Below are 17902 nucleotides of genomic sequence, written 5' to 3'. Positions count from 1 at the left end.
GCGAAGTGCGTACGTACAGCCCTAAGCCCGGCGATGTGACTCGCCAGTGGCACGTCATCGACGCTCAGGACATCGTCCTGGGCCGTCTGGCTACCACTGCTGCGAACCTCCTCCGCGGCAAGCACAAGCCGACCTATGCCCCGCACATGGACATGGGCGACTTCGTCATCATCATCAACGCCGACAAGGTTCACCTGTCCGGCAACAAGAAGACCCAGAAGCTGGCGTACCGCCACTCCGGCTACCCGGGTGGTCTGCGCTCCGTCCGTTACGACGAGCTGCTGGCGAAGAACCCCGAGAAGGCCGTCGAGAAGGCCATCAAGGGCATGATCCCCAAGAACACCCTGGGCCGTCAGATGATCAGCAAGCTGAAGGTCTACTCGGGGGACCAGCACCCGCACGCTGCCCAGCAGCCGGTGCCGTTCGAGATCACCCAGGTCGCGCAGTAGTTCCGGCCACACCCCAAACAGAAAAGAAATCTGAGGAGAATCGTGGCCGAGACCACCACCGAGCAGCCGGTCGAAGAGACTGAGCTCGTCGACATCGAGAGCTACACCACGGAGTCGGACGTCCCCGTCGAGGGCGAGTACACGTCCGAGTCCATGGCGTCCCGCTTCGGCGACCCGCAGCCGGCCGCCGGCCTGGGCCGTCGCAAGAACGCCATCGCCCGCGTCCGGATCGTCCCGGGCTCCGGCAAGTGGAAGATCAACGGTCGCACCCTTGAGGACTACTTCCCCAACAAGGTGCACCAGCAGGAAGTCAACGAGCCCTTCAAGGTGCTGGAGCTCGAAGGCCGTTACGACGTCATCGCCCGTATCGCCGGTGGCGGTGTCTCCGGCCAGGCCGGTGCGCTCCGTCTCGGTGTCGCCCGCGCGCTGAACGAGGCCGACGTCGACAACAACCGCGGCGCCCTCAAGAAGGCCGGCTTCCTCCGCCGCGACGACCGTGCGGTCGAGCGCAAGAAGGCCGGTCTGAAGAAGGCCCGTAAGGCTCCGCAGTACAGCAAGCGCTAGATCCCGGCGCTTCGCCGCACCGCTCGCTTCGCCCCGGTGGCACACTCCTGTGCCGCCGGGGCGGTTTGCGTAGCAGGGTCGACGGTTCATCGCAGACTTACACGCAGACTGTCGGTACAACCCCGAAAGGGGGAGGACAGTCTCAGGGGATGTACTGGGTCCCGGGACGAGGGGGACACTCGGTGGACACCCGGTACGAGCCGCACATTCTCAGCAATTCGGAGGACACCACTGTGGGACGACTCTTCGGCACGGACGGCGTGCGCGGTGTCGCCAACGCGGATCTGACGGCCGAGCTCGCGCTCGGACTCTCCGTCGCGGCGGCACACGTACTCGCCGAGGCGGGAACGTTCGAGGGCCACAAGCCGGTGGCGGTGGTCGGGCGGGATCCGCGGGCGTCCGGAGAGTTCCTGGAGGCGGCCGTCGTGGCCGGCCTCGCCAGCGCGGGCGTCGACGTGCTGCGCGTCGGTGTGCTGCCCACGCCCGCCGTGGCCTTCCTCACCGGGGAGCTGGGCGCCGACCTCGGCGTGATGCTCTCCGCCAGCCACAACGCCATGCCCGACAACGGCATCAAGTTCTTCGCCCGCGGCGGCCACAAGCTCGCCGATGATCTGGAGAACCGCATCGAGGGCGTGTACGAGGAGCACCGCACCGGGGCGCCCTGGGACCGGCCGACGGGCGCGGGTGTCGGACGCGTCCGGTCGTACGACGAGGGCTTCGAGCGGTACGTCACGCATCTGCTGGCCGCGCTCCCCAACCGCCTGGAAGGGCTGAAGATCGTCCTCGACGAGGCGCACGGCGCCGCCGCCGGGGTCTCGCCGGAGGTGTTCACCCGGGCCGGTGCCGAGATCGTCACCATCGGGGCCGAGCCGGACGGGCTCAACATCAACGACGGGTGCGGGTCGACGCACCTCGGGAAGCTGCGGGCCGCGGTCGTCGAGCACGGGGCGCATCTCGGTATCGCGCACGACGGGGACGCGGACCGGTGCCTCGCGGTGGACCACCAGGGCGACGAGGTCGACGGGGACCAGATCCTCGCGGTGCTGGCGCTGGCCATGCGGGAGCGGGGGGAGCTCCGCTCGGACACCGTGGTGGCGACCGTGATGTCCAACCTCGGCTTCAAGCTGGCGCTGGAGCGGGAGGGGCTGCGGCTCGTGCAGGCCGCGGTCGGGGACCGTTATGTGCTGGAGGAGATGAAGGAGCACGGGTACGCGCTCGGGGGCGAGCAGTCCGGGCACGTGATCATCTCCGACCACGCGACGACGGGTGACGGCACGCTGACGGGGTTGCTGCTGGCGGCCCGGGTCGCGCAGACCGGGCGTACGTTGCGGGAGCTCGCCGGTGTGATGGAGCGGCTGCCGCAGGTGCTCGTCAATGTGCCGGACGTGGACCGGTCGCGGGTGGCGACGTCGGCGGAGCTGGCCGCGGCCGTGGCCGAGGCGGAGGGGGAACTGGGGTCCACCGGGCGGGTGTTGCTGCGGCCGTCGGGGACGGAGCCGCTGGTCCGGGTGATGGTGGAGGCCGCGGACATCGAGCAGGCGCGGGCCGTGGCGGGGCGGTTGGCCGATGTGGTGAAGTCGGCGCTCGGGTAGGTGCCGGGTTCTGTGTGGTCCGGGGGGCGTGCGTCCCGCGGGCTGGTGCGTTCCGGGTAGGGGCGTGGGGTTCCGGGAGCGGCGGGCCGCGGGTGCGTGGGGGCTGGTCGCGCAGTTCCCCGCGCCCCTGAAGTGCGGGGCTGCGCCCCTGCACTTCAGGCCCGCGTGCCGGATCCCTGTGCCGGATCCCCGTGCCGGATCCCCGTGCCGGTGGAGAGCGCGGGCTGCCCCCCTGCGGTTCAGCCCTTCGCGCCGCCGCTCCCGGTCATGAGGTGGTGCGTTGTCTTGACCACAGCCACTTCTGGAGCAGCAGGGTGAGGGTGCCTGCGAGGACGATGCCCAGGAGGTTCAGGAGCAGTTGCTCCGTCGAGCCGACCGTCTGCTTCATGTCGCCGTAGGCCAGGGCCACCGCGGCGTTCGCCGCCGCCGGGACCGTCGTGACCGAGATGGCCACGCCCACCAGGGCGCCCGACTTCGCCGAGGTGAGGGAGAGGGTGCCGGCGATGCCGGCCAGGACCGCCACGATGAAGGAGAAGGCGTCGGGGGCGTAGACGAAGGCCGTGTTGGGGCGGTCGGCCTCCAGCTTGGCCTCGGTGAAGTAGCCGAGCGCGTCCATGAAGAGGCTGAAGGCGACCGTCACCGCCATGGCCGCCGCGAAGCCCACGAGGAGCGCGATCAGGGAGCGCAGGGCGAGGCGCGGGTGGCGTTGCACGATGGACGTGCTGATGCCGGCCAGCGGGCCGAACTCGGGGCCGACCGCCATCGCGCCCACGATCAGGATCGCGTTGTCGAGGACCACGCCGCAGGCCGCGATCATCGTGGCGAGGACGAGGAAGGCGACGTAGGTGACGGAGAGCGTCGACTCCTCGCTGGTCGCGTCCGTCAGGTGCTCCCACAGGACCGCGTCGGCGCCCTCGCCGGGCGCGTCCTTCTCGGCGCTGTCGGCCCGCTCGGAGAGCGACAGGTCGATGTTCTCCACGGCGATGGAGCCGGTCCTGTCGAGGCCCAACGCCCTCAGCGCGCCGATCAGTTCGTCGCCCGCCTCGCGCGCCACGTCGCACATCACGACGTCTCCGGCGGGGTCGCGGGCGGCGCCCGTCATGACGACGAGATGGGTGGTGCCGACCGTGTCCTCGATCAGGCGTATCACCTCGTCGGTCCGGTCGGACGGGGTGATCAGGCGCAGATGCAGCATGCCCGCAGGGTAGCCGGACCGGTGGAGCTACAGCTTGCGCAGGCTGAGGCGGCGCACCTTGTGGTCGGCGCCCTTGCGGATGATGAGGGTGGCGCGGCCCCGGGTGGGGGCGATGTTCTCGACCAGGTTGGGCTTGTTGATGGTGCGCCAGAGGGTGCGGGCGTAGTCGAGGGCGTCGTCCTCGGAGACCTGGGTGTACTTGCGGAAGTACGAGTCGGGCTTCTGGAAGGCGGTCTGGCGGAGCTTCTTGAAGCGGTTGAGGTACCAGCGCTCGATGTCGTCGGCGCCCGCGTCGACGTACACGCTGAAGTCGAAGTAGTCGGCGAGGCCGACGCGGGTGCGGCCGTCGCTGCCGGGGAGGGCGGGCTGCAGGACGTTGAGGCCCTCGACGATGAGGATGTCGGGGCGGCGGACCGTGAGCCGCTGGTCGGGGACGATGTCGTAGATGAGGTGGGAGTAGACGGGGGCCGTCACCTCGTCCTTGCCGGCCTTGATGTCGGCGACGAAACGGGTCAGGGCCCGGCGGTCGTAGGACTCGGGGAAGCCCTTGCGGGAGACCAGGCCGCGTTCCTGGAGGTCCTTCATGGGGAGCAGGAAGCCGTCGGTGGTGACCAGTTCCACGTGCGGGTGCTCGGGCCAGCGGGCGAGGAGGGCCTGGAGGAGGCGGGCGACGGTGGACTTGCCGACGGCCACGGAGCCGGCGACGCCTATGACGAACGGGGTGCCCGACTGGGAGCCCTGCTCGCCCAGGAAGGTGTTGAGGGCGCCGCGCAGGCCGTCGGTGGCGCCGATGTAGAGGTTGAGGAGCCGGGACAGCGGCAGATAGATGTCCCGGACCTCGTCGAGGTCGATGACATCGCCCAGGCCGCGCAGCTTCTCGACCTCCTCGGCGTTGAGTGGGAGCGGCGTCTTTTCGCGCAGCGCGCTCCACTCGGCTCGGGTGAGGTCGACGTAGGGAGTCGCCTCCGGCCTGGGCCGGTGGGCGCTCCGCGGCAACGAGGAGACCGGTGAGATCACAGTCCATTGTTAACGGAGTTTGAACGGGGTGACGGGGTGGGGTCCGTCACGCCGGGGGCACGGTAGTGCATCCGCACCTCACTGTGGGTGAAATGTGACGAAGGTATGGACCTGGGGTGGGGGTGGGGCTAGCGTCCGGGCGGCCGGGAGGGAGCCGCCTCCCGGCCGACCCTGGGCTGTGGGCTCGGGGGAATTGGGGTTGTCTGATGCCTTTTGGTGTACCTCCGCGTGTACGGGACGCTGTTCGGCGGGAGGCTACGCGCGGTGACGCGGAGCTGGCCGGGCAGGTGTGCAGCGAGCTCTCGGCGGATCTGCCGGAGGAGGATCTGGGCGAGTGCCTCTCCGACGTGATGGACATGTACCGGATGGGGAGCAAACCCCGGTGCGAGGAGGCCGAGTATCTGGGGATGGTGCGGGAGGCGATCGAGCGGATCGAGGAGGGGAGTTGAGCGGTGGGGCCGGTCGTGGCGTGGGCCGGCGGTGAGCGTCAGGCCGTGATGTCCCGCCAGGCCGCCGGGATCGACTCCGCCACGTCGTGGGCTCCCGCCGGGGCGCCGTCGGCGGCGTAGCGGCCCGCCAGGCCGTGGAGGTACGCGGCCACGCTCGCCGCGTCCAGGGCGCAGAGGCCGGCGGCCAGGAGCGAGCCCGCCAGGCCCGAGAGGACGTCCCCGCTGCCGGCGGTGGCGAGCCAGGGCGTGCCGGTGGCGTTGACGCGGACCGGGGCGTCGGGGTCCGGGGTCGCGATCAGGGTGGTGGAGCCCTTGAGGAGGACGGTCGCGTCGTAGGCGCGGGCCAGGTCGCGTACGGCGGTGAGGCGGGATGCCTCGACCTCCTCGCGGGTGATGCCGAGCAGGGCCGCGGCCTCGCCCGCGTGCGGGGTCAGCAGGGTCGGGGCCGGGCGGGTGCGGACGCTCTCGCGGTCGGCGAGGCGGAGGCCGTCGGCGTCGAGGAGGACGGGGACGTCGGTGGAGAGCGCCTCGCCGACGGGGGCCGGGTCGTCGCCCGCTCCGGGGCCGGCGACCCAGGCCTGGACCCGGCCTGCCTTCTTCGGGCCCGTGTTCGAGACCAGGGTCTCCGGGAACCGGGCGAGGACCGCGTCGCCGGCCGCGCCGACGTAGCGGACCGCGCCCGCGCCGCCGCGCAGGGCGCCGGCGACCGCGAGGACCGCCGCGCCCGGGTAGCGGGCCGAGCCCGCCGCGATGCCCACGACCCCTCGGCGGTACTTGTCGCTCTCCTGGGACGGGCGGGGGAGGAGGGCGGCCACGTCGGTGTGCTGGAGGGACTCCAGGGCGGGGGTGGCCGGCAGGGTGTCCGCGAGGCCGATGTCGATCAGCCGGACCGAGCCGGCGTACGCGCGGGCCGGGTCGACGAGGAGGCCCGGCTTGTGGGTGCCGAAGGTGACGGTGAGGTCGGCGCGGACGGCTGCGCCGTGGACCTCGCCGGTGTCCGCCTCGATGCCGCTCGGGAGGTCCACGGCGACGACGGTGGCGGGGGAGGCGGCCACGAGGGCGGCGAGACGGGCGGCTTCGGGGCGGAGGCCGCCCTTGCCGCCGATGCCGACGACGCCGTCCAGGACGAGGTCGGCGCGGCCGATGAGGGCGTCGGCGGCGCTGGGGGCGGCGGTGGTGCCGCCCGCCCTCAGGAGGGCGCGGAGGGCGGCCGGGTGGGTGCGGTCGGGGGTGAGGAGTACGGCGGTCACTCCCGCGCCTCTCCTTGCCAGGCGGGCGCCGGCGTACAGCGTGTCGCCGCCGTTGTCGCCGCTGCCGGTGAGGAGGACGACGCGGCTGCCGTAGACGCGGCGGGGGAGGACGTCGGCGCAGGCGGCGGCCAGGCCCGCGGCCGCGCGTTGCATCAGGGCGCCGTCGGGGAGGCGGGCCATGAGGGTGCGTTCGGCTGTGCGGACGGTTTCTACGCGGTGGGCTGAGCGCATGGGGATGAGTCTGCCTTGTGTGGGGGGCGGGTGGGGGTGCGTCGGCGCCTCGGTGCGTTGTCGGGTGCGGGTCCGGTGGGGTCTGGTCGCGCAGTTCCCCGCGCCCCTGAAAGCCCGGGCCTCGGGCCCCGCGCCCCTGAAAGGCGGGGGGCGCCGCCCCGCGACCCGTATCCCTCACCCCTCCGCGATCACCACCGCCGAAGCCACCCCCGCGTCGTGGCTCAACGAGATGTGCCAGGACGTGACGCCCAGTTCGGAGGCGCGGTACGCGACCGTGCCGGACACCCGCAGGCGCGGTTGGCCGGAGGGCTCGACGTAGACCTCCGCGTCGGTCCAGCGCAGGCCGCTGGGGGCGCCGAGGGCCTTGGCGAGGGCCTCCTTCGCGGCGAAGCGGGCCGCGAGGGAGGCGACGCCCCGGCGTTCGCCGCTGGGCAGCAGCAGTTCGCTCGGGAGGAAGAGGCGGTCGGCCAGACTGGGCGTGCGCTCCAGCGAGGCGCGGAAACGGTCGATCTCGGCGACGTCGATGCCGACTCCGATGATGGGCATGATCCGCACCCTACGGTGGACGCGGCGGCTCTCACTCCACGGTCACGGACTTCGCCAGGTTCCGCGGCTGGTCCACCTCGTTGCCCCGGGCCGTGGCCAGTTCGCACGCGAAGACCTGGAGGGGGACGGTGGCGACCAGGGGCTGCAGCAGGGTCGGGGTCACCGGGATGCGGATCAGATGGTCGGCGTACGGCACGACCGCCTCGTCGCCCTCCTCCGCGATGACGATGGTGCGGGCGCCGCGCGCGCGGATCTCCTGGATGTTGGAGACGATCTTGTCGTGGAGGAGGGAGCGGCCCGCCGGGGACGGCACCACGACGACCACCGGCAGATCCTCCTCGATCAGCGCGATCGGTCCGTGCTTCAGCTCGCCCGCCGCGAAGCCCTCCGCGTGCATGTAGGCCAGCTCCTTGAGCTTCAGGGCGCCCTCCAGCGCCACCGGATAGCCCACGTGCCGGCCCAGGAACAGGACCGTGTCCTTGCCGGCGAGGGTGCGCGCCAGCTCCCGTACCGGCTCCATCGTCTCCAGGACCCGCTCCACCTCGCGGGAGATGCGGGAGAGGTCGCGAACCACCGCCCGGATCTCGTCGCCCCACTTCGTGCCGCGCACCTGGCCGAGATAGAGGGCGACGAGGTAGCAGGCCACCAGCTGGGTCAGGAACGCCTTGGTGGAGGCGACGGCCACCTCGGGGCCCGCGTGGGTGTAGAGGACCGCGTCGGACTCGCGGGGGATCGTCGAGCCGTTGGTGTTGCAGATGGCGAGGACCCGGGCGCCCTGTTCACGGGCGTGCCGCAGGGCCATCAGCGTGTCCATGGTCTCGCCGGACTGGGAGATGGCGACGACCAGGGTGTGCGGGCCGAGGATCGGGTCCCGGTAGCGGAACTCGCTCGCCAGCTCCACCTCGCAGGGGATCCGCGTCCAGTGCTCGATGGCGTACTTGGCGATCAGGCCCGCGTGGAAGGCCGTACCGCACGCGACGATGACCACCTTGTCCAGCTCGCGCAGTTCCGCGTCGCGGATGCGGACCTCGTCCAGACTCAGGGCGCCCGCCGCGTCGATACGGCCGAGGAGGGTGTCCGCGACCGCCTTGGGCTGCTCGGCGATCTCCTTGAGCATGAAGTAGTCGTAGCCGCCCTTCTCCGCCGCCGACGCGTCCCAGTCGACGTGGTAGGAGCGGACCTCGGCGGGGCGGCCGTCGAACGTCGTCACCGTGACGCCGTCGCGGCGCAGCTCGACCACCTGGTCCTGGCCCAGCTCGATCGCCGAGCGGGTGTGGGTGATGAACGCGGCCACGTCCGAGGCGAGGAACGCCTCGCCCTCGCCGACACCGACCACCAGCGGCGAGTTCCGGCGGGCGCCCACGACCACGTCCGGCACATCCGCGTGCACCGCGACCAGCGTGAACGCCCCCTCCAGCCGACGGCACACCAGGCGCATCGCCTCCGCGAGGTCCTCGCACGAGGAGAACTCCTCGGCGAGCAGGTGGGCGACGACCTCGGTGTCCGTCTCGGAGAGCAGCTCGTGGCCGCGCCCGGCCAGTTCGGCGCGCAGCGCGGCGAAGTTCTCGATGATGCCGTTGTGGACGACGGCGACGCGGCCCGCGTTGTCCAGGTGCGGGTGGGCGTTGGCGTCCGTGGGGCCGCCGTGGGTGGCCCAGCGGGTGTGGCCGACGCCGGTCGAACCGGTCGGCAGCGGGCGGCCGACCAGCTCCTTCTCCAGGTTGACCAGTTTCCCGGCCTTCTTCGCGGCGGCCAGGCCCCCGTCGGCGAGGACCGCCACGCCCGCGGAGTCGTACCCCCGGTACTCCAGCCGCCTCAGTCCGGCCAGGACCACGTCGAGCGCGGACTGTGCGCCGACGTATCCCACGATTCCGCACATATCAACCCCTGTGTCGTACCGTTCGCGACCTGTCGTGTGCCATGAGTGACTGTACGTGACGCCGGTGGTGTCCGGTGAGCCCGCATATCGGGTGACTTCCCACGCGGATATCGGGTGACCGTACGCGCGGCGACCTCGCCCGAGCGGGTGCGGGACGTATCGCTGATCACATGACGAGCCGACAAATGACGAGCGCACGAACGAGGTTCCGGGCCCTGGCCGTGTGCCTCGCCGTGTTCCCCGCGCTGGTGACCGCACTCCCCGTCGACGCCGCCGCGGCCCCCCGCGCACCGCACCGGTCCGCCCTTCCGCCCGGCGACGGCCCCCTGGTCCCCGGCGTGCCGCCCGGCCCGCACCAGCCCTGGCAGATCGACACGCCGGACCAGGCGCTCCCGCCGCGGGTGTACGCGCCCGGTGCGGCGGAGGAGGCGGTGGAGCCGAGGAACGCCGCGGCCGGGACGTACGACCTCATCGAGTACGTGCCGCTCGGCGAGGCCCAGGCGTTCGCCGCGGCCGAGGTCACCTGCACGAAGCTGACGGGGCCCTATCAGCGGCAGGTCGAGCGGTATCTGCGGCGGAAGGTGGACGGGAAGCAGTCGCGGGCCGACTGTCTGGCGATCCGGGCGTTCCAGATCAAGCAGCGCATCAAGCCGGCGATCGGCTTCGCGGGGCCGGTGACCTGGGCGCGGATGCAGCTGCTGGCCGCCCGCAAGAACCCCAACGCGGCCGGGAAGTGCCCGGTGCGCACGTACCGGGTGGCGTGCGTGGATCTGTCGCGGCAGCTCACGTGGGTGCAGAAGGGGAAGAAGGTGGTGTTCGGACCGGTGCCGATGCGCAGCGGCCGCAGGCAGTACCCGACCCGTGCCGGGTGGCACAAGGTGTACTGGAAGCACAAGAACCACTGGTCGACGCTCTACAACACGCCTATGCCGTACAGCCAGTTCTTCAGCGGGGGACAGGCGTTCCACGCGGTGTACGGGTCCATCTACACGGAGATCGGGTCCATGGGGTGCGTGAACCTGCGGCTGGCGGACGCGCGGACGCTGTGGGGGGTGCTGAAGACGAAGGACCGGGTCTTCGTGTGGGGGAAGCGGCCGGGGAAGTGAGGCGGGTGGGGGGCGGGGTCGTTCGTACGTCGTGGGCCGCGCCCGTTCGAAGGGGATTCCGGGGCTCTGAGACACTGGGGCTGACATGAGTGAGACAGCACCTCTGCGGAGCGCGCCCCTGCGGGCCCGTGCCGAGATCGATCTGGATGCCCTGCGGGCCAATGTGCGGACCCTGCGCGCGCGGGCGGCGGGTGCCGAACTGATGGCCGTCGTCAAGTCCGACGCGTACGGCCACGGGGCGGTGCGGTGTGCCCGGGCCGCCGTCGAGGCGGGCGCGACCTGGCTCGGGACGGCCACGCCGGAGGAGGCGCTCGCGCTGCGGGCGGCGGGTCTGTCCGGGCGGCTGATGTGCTGGCTGTGGGCGCCGGGCGGCCCCTGGCGCGAGGCGGTCGAGGCCGATGTCGACGTCGCGGTCAGCGGGCTGTGGGCGCTGCGGGAGGTCACCGACGCCGCCCGCGCCGCCGGTCTGTGCGCGCGGGTGCAGCTCAAGGCCGACACCGGGCTCGGGCGCAACGGCTGCGCGCCCGGCGACTGGCCGGAGCTCGTCGCCGAGGCGCTGCGCGCCGAGGCCGACGGACTGGTGAAGGTCACCGGACTCTGGTCGCACTTCGCCTGCGCCGACGAACCGGGTCACCCCTCCATCGAGGCCCAGCTCACCCGCTTCCGCGACATGGTCGCCCACGCCGAGGAGCAGGGCGTCCGCCCCGAGGTGCGGCACATCGCGAACTCCCCGGCCACGCTCACCCTCCCGGACGCGCGGTTCGACCTCGTCCGGACGGGCATCGCGGTCTACGGCGTCTCGCCCAGCCCGGAGCTGGGCAGTGCGGCCGACCTCGGGCTGCGGCCCGTCATGCGGCTCAGCGCCTCGCTCGCACTGGTCAAGCACGTCCCCGCCGGCCACGGCGTCAGCTACGGGCACCACTACGTCACGCCCGGCGCCACCACCCTCGGCCTGGTCCCCGTCGGCTACGCGGACGGGGTCCCCCGGCACGCCTCCGGCACCGGGCCCGTCCTCGTCGGCGGCAAGTGGCGGACGGTCGCGGGCCGGGTCGCCATGGACCAGTTCGTCGTCGACCTCGGCGGGGACGAACCCGTCGCCGGGGACGAGGTCGTGCTGTTCGGGGCCGGTGACCGGGGCGAGCCGACCGCCGAGGACTGGGCGCAGGCGGCCGGGACCATCGCGTACGAGATCGTGACGCGCATCGGAACCCGGGTCCCGCGCGTCTACGTCGATACGGGTGAATGACCGGGCGCGTGCGGCCACGGGTGCGGCCCCCGAGTATGTGATCACGGGAGTCCGGCGCGGCTGAGCCGGAGTGTGATCCGGGGCACGTCCGGGCACGGGCATGAGCGGCCGGTACCCGAACACGAGTAAGTGAAAGACGAACAGGACTGGACACTCCGTACGGATGTGCGGAGCGCCAGCGGCAGCGGTAGCGGGATCGACAGCAGGACCGGACGTCGGCGAAGAGGAGCGGGACGTGAGCGAGAGCAGCGCGGAGGCGGTGGAGGCCGTCGCGAGCGCGGCCGCCGCCTCGGCCGCGTCCGGCGACGGCATCTGGCGCAGAGCGGGTGTCGCGGGGGCGGCGATAGGCGTGGTCGCGGCCGGCGCGGCGGCGGGTGTCGCCATAGAGCGGCTCACCGTCGGACGCGGCATGCGCCGCAAGGCCCAGCTCGCGCTCGACTCCACCGGCCCGTACGGGACGCTGCGGGGCACCCCCGGCAAGGCGTACGCCGACGACGGCACCGAGCTGTACTACGAGGTCGACGACGTCGAGCCCGAGGCCGGACTCTCGCCCCGCAGGCGCCGCCTCTTCGGCCGCAAGACCCCCGCCCCGGTCACCGTGGTCTTCAGCCACGGCTACTGCCTCAACCAGGACTCCTGGCACTTCCAGCGGGCCGCGCTGCGCGGCGTCGTGCGGACCGTGCACTGGGACCAGCGCAGCCACGGCCGCTCCGGCCGGGGCGTGGCCCAGGCGCGGGACGGTCTGCCGGCCACCATCGACCAGCTCGGGCGCGACCTGCGGGCCGTCATCGACGCGGCCGTGCCCGAGGGTCCCATCGTGCTCGTCGGGCACTCCATGGGCGGTATGACCGTCATGGCGCTGGCCGCGCACTCTCCGGAGCTGATCCGCGAGCGGGTCGTGGCCGTCGCACTGGTCGGTACGTCCTCGGGGCGGCTCGGCGAGGTCAACTTCGGGCTGCCGGTCGCGGGCGTCAACGCGGTGCGGCGGGTGCTGCCGGGGGTGCTGAAGGCGCTGGGGCAGCAGGCGGCGCTGGTGGAGCGGGGGCGGCGGGCGACCGCCGATCTGTTCGCCGGGATCATCAAGCGGTACTCGTTCGCCTCGCGGGACGTCGACCCGGCGGTCGCGCGGTTCGCCGAACGGATGATCGAGGGAACGCCCATCGACGTGGTCGCCGAGTTCTATCCGGCGTTCACCGAGCACGACAAGACCGAGGCGCTCGCGACCTTCGCGGAGCTGCCGGTGCTCGTGCTGGCCGGGGTCAAGGACCTCGTCACGCCGAGCGAGCACAGCGAGGCGATCGCCGATCTGCTCCCGGACGCGGAACTGGTGCTCGTACCGGACGCCGGGCATCTGGTGATGCTGGAGCACCCCGAGGTGGTGACCGACCGGCTCGCGGACCTTCTCACCCGGGCGGGGGCCGTGCCGGCGGGGGCTACCGTTACTGGTTATGGAAGCGCCAGCAGCACCGCACGTCCCGGGTGAGTCCGGGCCGTCTCTGCGGATCACCGTTCATTCTCCCGACCAGATGCTGGAGCTGGGCCGTCGCCTGGCCAAGCTCCTGCGCGCGGGCGATCTCGTGATGCTCAACGGGGAGTTGGGCGCCGGGAAGACCACCCTCACCCGGGGGCTCGGGGAGGGGCTGGAGGTGCGGGGTGCGGTCACCTCGCCGACCTTCGTCATCGCCCGGGTGCATCCCTCGCTGGTGGCGGGGCCGCCGCTCGTCCACGTCGACGCGTACCGCCTGGGCGGAGGGCTCGACGAGATGGAGGACCTCGATCTCGACGTCTCGCTGCCCGATTCGGTGATCGTGGTGGAGTGGGGCGAGGGGAAGGTCGAGGAGCTGACGGACGACCGGCTGAGCGTCGTCATCCACCGGGCCGTCGGGGACACCACGGACGAGGTACGGCTGGTGACCGTCACCGGACTGGGTGAACGGTGGAAGTCCGTGGAGCTGGGTGTGCTCTCCGCGTGACGCTCCGCGGTGGTGGGGCGCTGGGTTCCGACGGGGTGTCGGCAAGTATTGCGCGGGTCGTCCTCGGCGTGGTCACATGGAAGCAATTCTTGGTTAGGTCTACCTAACTTGGTTCGCCCGGTGGCATCAGGAGGCGTCCATGTCGACAGCGGAACGTAGGCCGGTGCCCTCCGGGGCGGGCGGGGTGTCGATGCGGGACCTTCTGGCTTCCTGTGCGGCGGCGAAGGTGGTTTCCACGCCGCCGCCTGCTCCGCCCGTCGCTCCGCCGGTGAAGGGGGAGGGGCGGGGGTCTGTGGGTGATCGGTGCCGTAGGGCTGCTTAGAGGTTCGCTCCGGGAGGGGTGGTTCCGGTCGGTTCGCGGCTGCGGGTGGGTGGGGGCCGGTCGCGCAGTTCCCCGCGCCCCTGAAATGACCGGCGAGCCCCCGGCCGGTGACTAAAAGACCGGCGATCCCCCGGCCGGTGACCAAGAATGCACCCGGCGACCAGGTGGAACGCCTACTCGACCACGACCACCTTCGTGCCGATGCCCGCGAACTGCCACATCGCCTTGCCGTCCTTGCGGGACTCCCGGATGCCGCCCGTCTTGGTGGTGGGGTCCGGCTCGGGGGTGGAGCCGTCCACCGCCGCGCTGAAGCCGATGGAGACGCCGTCGACCGTGGCGAACCGGACGACGTTCTCGATGGGGGTGCCGTCGGAGCCGGTGACGGCGGCGGAGCGGGACGTGACCGTGTAGGTCGCGGGGGTGGGGTCGACCGTGCTGGGGGTGACCTCGAAGGTACGGGTGACCTTCTCGTTGGCGCCGACCAGCCAGACGCGGTCGTCGTCGAGGGAGTAGACGACGCGTTCGCCGGTGCCCGAGCCCTCTGGAAGGAGCTCGTCCGTGTCCTTCTTCCGCTCGCCGGGAGTCTTGGACTTCGGGAGGGCCGAGGACTTGGAGGGAGACGGCTTCCCGAGGTCGTCGGGCACGTGCGCCGACGCCTGATAGGTGAGGAAACCGACTGCGGCGACGGCCGCCGCGGTGAGCCCGGCCACGAATACCGAGCTGCTACTGGCCACCTTCTGAGTCCACCTCTCGTACCCACGTACGCCTTTGAAGCACGTCTGTGCTGTGACGGTAGCAGCAGAGGGGACGTGTACCGGGTCGGCCGTGGCCCGGCCCGAAGCGCCGTAGGCTGTTTGCGTGCTCTTGCTCGCTCTGGATACCGCCACCCCCGCCGTCACCGTCGCGCTGCACGACGGGACGGACGTCGTCGCCGCGTCGAGTCAGGTGGACGCGCGACGCCACGGGGAACTGCTGCTGCCCGCCGTCGACCGGGTTCTCGCCGAGGCGGGCACCCGCCTCGACGCCGTCACCGGCATCGTCGTGGGCATCGGCCCCGGCCCGTACACCGGGCTGCGCGTCGGCCTCATGACCGCCGACACCTTCGGCCTCGCCCTCGGGGTCCCCGTCCACGGCCTGTGCACTCTCGACGGACTCGCGTACGCGGCCGGCGCCGAGGGCACGGTCGAGGGGCCGTTCGTGGTGGCGACCGACGCCCGGCGCAAGGAGGTGTACTGGGCGCGGTACGCGGACGCGCGGACGAGAACCACCGAACCCGCCGTCGACCGGCCCGCCGAGATCGCCGAGACCGTGGCCGGACTGCCGGCGGTGGGGGCCGGAGCGGTCCTCTACCCCGACACCTTCCCGGACGCCCGCGGGCCCGAGCACGTCTCCGCGGCCGCCCTCGCGGCGCTGGCCGCCGAGCGGCTGGCGTCGGGCGGGGAACTGGAGGCACCCCGGCCGCTGTACCTGCGCCGGCCCGACGCCCAGGTGCCCAAGAACTACAAGGTGGTCACCCCCAAGTGACGACCCCGGTGCTGCGCGAGATGCGCTGGTGGGACATCGAGCCCGTCCTGGAGCTGGAGAAGGACCTCTTCCCGGAGGACGCCTGGTCCCGCGGCATGTTCTGGTCGGACCTCGCCCACGCGCGCGGACCCCACGCGACCCGGCGGTACTACGTCGCCGAGGACGCCGACGGACGGATCATCGGCTACGGGGGCCTGGCCTCCGCCGGGGACACCGCCGACGTACAGACCATCGCCGTCGCCCGCGAACACTGGGGCACCGGCCTCGGCGCGCTGATCCTCACCGAGCTGCTGCGGGCCGCCACCTCCTTCGAGTGCGCCCAGGTGATGCTCGAATGCCGGGTCGACAACGTCCGCGCCCAGAAGCTCTACGAACGCTTCGGCTTCGAGGCGATCGGCTTCCGCCGCGGCTACTACCAGCCGGGCAACGTGGACGCCCTCGTCATGCGCCTCAACGACCCTTCCGCATCCGTACAAGGAACCGAGATCAATGGCTAGGTCCATGGCTGACGAACCCCTGGTCCTGGGGATCGAGACCTCCTGCGACGAGACCGGCGTCGGCGTCGTGCGCGGCACGACCCTGCTGGCCGACGCGATCGCGTCGAGCGTCGACGAGCACGCCCGCTTCGGCGGGGTGGTGCCCGAGGTCGCCTCCCGCGCGCACCTGGAGGCGATGGTCCCGACCATCGACCGCGCGCTGAAGGAAGCGGGCGTGAGCCCGAAGGACCTCGACGGCATCGCCGTCACCGCCGGGCCGGGCCTCGCGGGCGCCCTGCTGGTGGGCGTCTCGGCGGCCAAGGCGTACGCGTACGCGCTCGGCAAGCCGCTCTACGGCGTCAACCACCTCGCCTCCCACATCTGCGTGGACCAGCTGGAGCACGGGGCACTGCCCGAGCCGACGATGGCGCTGCTGGTGTCGGGCGGCCACTCGTCGCTGCTGCTCTCCACGGACATCACCTCGGACGTACGGCCGATGGGCGCGACCATCGACGACGCGGCGGGCGAGGCGTTCGACAAGATCGCGCGCGTGCTGAACCTGGGCTTCCCGGGCGGTCCCGTCATCGACCGGTACGCGCGCGAGGGCGACCCGCAGGCGATCGCGTTCCCGCGCGGTCTCACCGGGCCGCGCGACCCGGCCTACGACTTCTCCTTCTCCGGGCTGAAGACGGCCGTGGCCCGCTGGATCGAGGCGAAGCGGGCGGCCGGCGAGGAGGTGCCGGTGCGGGACGTGTCGGCGTCCTTCCAGGAGGCCGTCGTGGACGTTTTGACCCGCAAGGCGGTGCGCGCGTGCAAGGACGAGGGCGTCGACCATCTGATGATCGGCGGCGGGGTGGCCGCCAACTCCCGGCTGCGGGCACTGGCGCAGGAGCGCTGCGAGAAGGCGGGGATCCGGCTCCGGGTACCGCGGCCGAAGCTGTGCACGGACAACGGCGCGATGGTCGCTGCCCTCGGCGCGGAGATGGTCGCCCGTAACCGCCCCGCCTCCAGCTGGGACCTCTCCGCCGACTCCTCCCTCCCGGTGACCGAACCGCACGTGCCGGGGCACCACCACGACCACGTGCACGAGGTGAGCAAGGAGAACCTCTACTCGTGACCGTCGCGCTGATGTGGGAGGCACGGGCGGCGGACGGCCGGGGCGGGGAACTCCTCGCCTGGGCGCGGGCCCAGGAGCTTCCCGTACGGCCACTGCGGCGCGAGACCTTGCGCGCGCCCGGGGACCGGGTGCTCGTCATCACCTGGTGGGACGCGGACTACGACGCCGAACTTCCGGAACTGCCCGAGCCGGGCCGGGAGTTGGTCAGTCGGGCGGTCCATCGGTGGCGGTTCGAGTCGCTGGACGGGTGAGGCGGCGGTACCGGCGTTCGCCGAGGCCGTCCAGGGCGGGGAAGAGAAGAGCGAGACAGAGCAGCGGGACGCCCCCGACCAGGAGCACCGTGTGTGTCGGCCGGTCGGTGAAGGCCATCCCCATGTCGAGGACGAGCATGGCGGCCGCGACGACCAGGCTCGCGAGACCCGCCCGCCGCAAGGCCGTGCGCCGCCGCGCCCCCCGCTCGATGCGCGCCTCCACCTCCGGTCGCTCCTCGGCCGAGGTGAGCCCGAGCCGCAGGGCGGTGGCGTACAGATCGGCGACCTCGGCGATCGGGTCGGCCAGCTGGTACTCGTCGAGGTGAGGGAGGCGGACCCGGCGCCCGTCGGAGGCGTAGAGATACCCCGACCAGCGGGGGACGCCGCCCCTGTTGTCCTCGACCCGGATGCCGTAGATGTCCGGCCACGCCCAGCGGCGGGTGCGCAGCGGCCCTCGTACGGTGACCCCGTCCGCCGTGACCGACGTCCGCGCCCGCCACTGCTCCAGCACCACTCGGCTCGCCGTGGCCACCCAGGCGGCCACGGCCAGCGCGTTCCAGCCCGACGGGCCGAGCGTCGCCATCGCGTGCAGCGCGCCGACGGAGACCAGCACCGCCGCGACCAGTGTGGTGAGGAACGCGGGTGGTACGCGCCGTCTGCGGTACTCCCGTTCGATGCCGTCGTTCACCGCGTTGTTATAGCCGGCCTCGGTGAG

Annotated in this window: 20 protein-coding genes; 13 read left to right on the top strand and 7 right to left on the bottom strand. The window is 72.1% G+C overall.

Translation table 11 applies throughout. The annotated features are described in order from the left end of the window. Positions 1 to 5: 5 nt before the first annotated feature. The 3 genes from rplM to glmM all read left to right on the top strand — a co-directional run bounded on the left by rplM (position 6) and on the right by glmM (position 2605). Entirely contained in the window at positions 6 to 449 is a 444-nt protein-coding gene (gene rplM, locus ACZ6BB_RS12695; RefSeq protein WP_013001400.1) for a 50S ribosomal protein L13, read from the top strand. A gap of 42 nt (positions 450 to 491) precedes the next feature. Beyond that, a complete protein-coding gene (gene rpsI / locus ACZ6BB_RS12690) occupies positions 492 to 1013 on the top strand; it encodes a 30S ribosomal protein S9 (protein ID WP_471615244.1) in 522 nt (173 codons plus the stop codon). Between the two features lie 233 nt (positions 1014 to 1246). Then, positions 1247 to 2605, top strand: coding sequence for a phosphoglucosamine mutase (glmM, locus tag ACZ6BB_RS12685; RefSeq protein ID WP_471615243.1), 1359 nt, complete (start codon positions 1247 to 1249; stop codon positions 2603 to 2605). A 265-nt stretch (positions 2606 to 2870) separates the two neighbouring features. On the opposite strand, the gene ACZ6BB_RS12680 is transcribed toward glmM, so the two are convergent. Together ACZ6BB_RS12680 and coaA are read right to left on the bottom strand one after the other, a co-directional pair. Further along, positions 2871 to 3800, bottom strand: a complete 930-nt coding sequence (locus tag ACZ6BB_RS12680) for a DUF389 domain-containing protein (protein WP_471615242.1) — start codon at positions 3798 to 3800, stop codon at positions 2871 to 2873. 27 nt (positions 3801 to 3827) lie between these two features. Then, on the bottom strand, positions 3828 to 4817 hold the full coding sequence (coaA, locus tag ACZ6BB_RS12675; RefSeq protein ID WP_471615241.1) for a type I pantothenate kinase: 990 nt from the start codon (positions 4815 to 4817) through the stop codon (positions 3828 to 3830). Between the two features lie 287 nt (positions 4818 to 5104). Between coaA and ACZ6BB_RS12670 the strand changes: the two genes are divergently transcribed. Then, positions 5105 to 5266: a hypothetical protein gene (locus ACZ6BB_RS12670; protein ID WP_471615240.1), complete on the top strand. Its 162-nt coding sequence runs from the start codon at positions 5105 to 5107 to the stop codon at positions 5264 to 5266. A gap of 38 nt (positions 5267 to 5304) precedes the next feature. Here ACZ6BB_RS12670 and ACZ6BB_RS12665 read toward each other — a convergent pair whose 3' ends face one another. The 3 genes from ACZ6BB_RS12665 to glmS all read right to left on the bottom strand — a co-directional run bounded on the left by ACZ6BB_RS12665 (position 5305) and on the right by glmS (position 9172). Next, the gene (locus tag ACZ6BB_RS12665) at positions 5305 to 6747 is read right to left on the bottom strand and encodes an NAD(P)H-hydrate dehydratase (RefSeq protein ID WP_471615239.1); all 1443 of its coding nucleotides are present in this window, start codon (positions 6745 to 6747) and stop codon (positions 5305 to 5307) included. 174 nt (positions 6748 to 6921) lie between these two features. Further along, positions 6922 to 7293: a holo-ACP synthase gene (locus ACZ6BB_RS12660; protein WP_471615238.1), complete on the bottom strand. Its 372-nt coding sequence runs from the start codon at positions 7291 to 7293 to the stop codon at positions 6922 to 6924. Positions 7294 to 7324: 31 nt separating this feature from the next. After that, positions 7325 to 9172 (bottom strand): glutamine--fructose-6-phosphate transaminase (isomerizing), encoded by a 1848-nt coding sequence (gene glmS, locus ACZ6BB_RS12655; RefSeq protein WP_471615237.1) that lies wholly within the window; start codon positions 9170 to 9172, stop codon positions 7325 to 7327. 185 nt (positions 9173 to 9357) lie between these two features. Here glmS and ACZ6BB_RS12650 point away from each other — a divergent pair, with 185 nt between their 5' ends. From ACZ6BB_RS12650 to ACZ6BB_RS12630, 5 genes are all read left to right on the top strand, one after another. Further along, the gene (locus ACZ6BB_RS12650) at positions 9358 to 10278 is read left to right on the top strand and encodes a L,D-transpeptidase (protein ID WP_471615236.1); all 921 of its coding nucleotides are present in this window, start codon (positions 9358 to 9360) and stop codon (positions 10276 to 10278) included. Positions 10279 to 10363: 85 nt separating this feature from the next. Further along, a complete protein-coding gene (gene alr / locus ACZ6BB_RS12645; protein WP_471615235.1) occupies positions 10364 to 11524 on the top strand; it encodes an alanine racemase in 1161 nt (386 codons plus the stop codon). Positions 11525 to 11759: 235 nt separating this feature from the next. Further along, positions 11760 to 13007, top strand: coding sequence for an alpha/beta fold hydrolase (locus ACZ6BB_RS12640; protein WP_471615234.1), 1248 nt, complete (start codon positions 11760 to 11762; stop codon positions 13005 to 13007). Further along, entirely contained in the window at positions 12973 to 13497 is a 525-nt protein-coding gene (tsaE, locus tag ACZ6BB_RS12635) for a tRNA (adenosine(37)-N6)-threonylcarbamoyltransferase complex ATPase subunit type 1 TsaE (protein WP_471615233.1), read from the top strand. The genes ACZ6BB_RS12640 and tsaE overlap by 35 nt, the downstream gene beginning before the upstream one ends. Before the next feature lie 139 nt (positions 13498 to 13636). Next, the gene (locus ACZ6BB_RS12630) at positions 13637 to 13819 is read left to right on the top strand and encodes a hypothetical protein (RefSeq protein WP_471615232.1); all 183 of its coding nucleotides are present in this window, start codon (positions 13637 to 13639) and stop codon (positions 13817 to 13819) included. Between the two features lie 173 nt (positions 13820 to 13992). On the opposite strand, the gene ACZ6BB_RS12625 is transcribed toward ACZ6BB_RS12630, so the two are convergent. Further along, positions 13993 to 14553, bottom strand: a complete 561-nt coding sequence (locus ACZ6BB_RS12625) for a L,D-transpeptidase (RefSeq protein WP_471615231.1) — start codon at positions 14551 to 14553, stop codon at positions 13993 to 13995. Between the two features lie 124 nt (positions 14554 to 14677). Here ACZ6BB_RS12625 and tsaB point away from each other — a divergent pair, with 124 nt between their 5' ends. The 4 genes from tsaB to ACZ6BB_RS12605 are packed head-to-tail and all read left to right on the top strand — an operon-like array spanning position 14678 to position 17187. Then, positions 14678 to 15343 (top strand): tRNA (adenosine(37)-N6)-threonylcarbamoyltransferase complex dimerization subunit type 1 TsaB, encoded by a 666-nt coding sequence (gene tsaB / locus ACZ6BB_RS12620; RefSeq protein ID WP_471615230.1) that lies wholly within the window; start codon positions 14678 to 14680, stop codon positions 15341 to 15343. After that, positions 15340 to 15840, top strand: a complete 501-nt coding sequence (gene rimI / locus ACZ6BB_RS12615) for a ribosomal protein S18-alanine N-acetyltransferase (protein ID WP_318813083.1) — start codon at positions 15340 to 15342, stop codon at positions 15838 to 15840. Before tsaB ends, rimI begins: the two co-directional genes overlap by 4 nt. Positions 15841 to 15844: 4 nt before the next feature. Then, on the top strand, positions 15845 to 16936 hold the full coding sequence (tsaD, locus tag ACZ6BB_RS12610; protein WP_471615229.1) for a tRNA (adenosine(37)-N6)-threonylcarbamoyltransferase complex transferase subunit TsaD: 1092 nt from the start codon (positions 15845 to 15847) through the stop codon (positions 16934 to 16936). Further along, entirely contained in the window at positions 16933 to 17187 is a 255-nt protein-coding gene (locus ACZ6BB_RS12605; RefSeq protein WP_471615228.1) for a hypothetical protein, read from the top strand. The genes tsaD and ACZ6BB_RS12605 overlap by 4 nt, the downstream gene beginning before the upstream one ends. Here the strand turns inward: ACZ6BB_RS12605 and ACZ6BB_RS12600 are convergent. Next, a complete protein-coding gene (locus ACZ6BB_RS12600) occupies positions 17141 to 17875 on the bottom strand; it encodes a PH domain-containing protein (protein WP_471615227.1) in 735 nt (244 codons plus the stop codon). The genes ACZ6BB_RS12605 and ACZ6BB_RS12600 overlap by 47 nt on opposite strands. Between the last annotated feature and the right edge of the window lie 27 nt (positions 17876 to 17902).

It is taken from the genome of Streptomyces sp. NPDC041108 (assembly GCF_055592645.1).
This window is presented reverse-complemented; position numbering and strand designations above follow the sequence as displayed.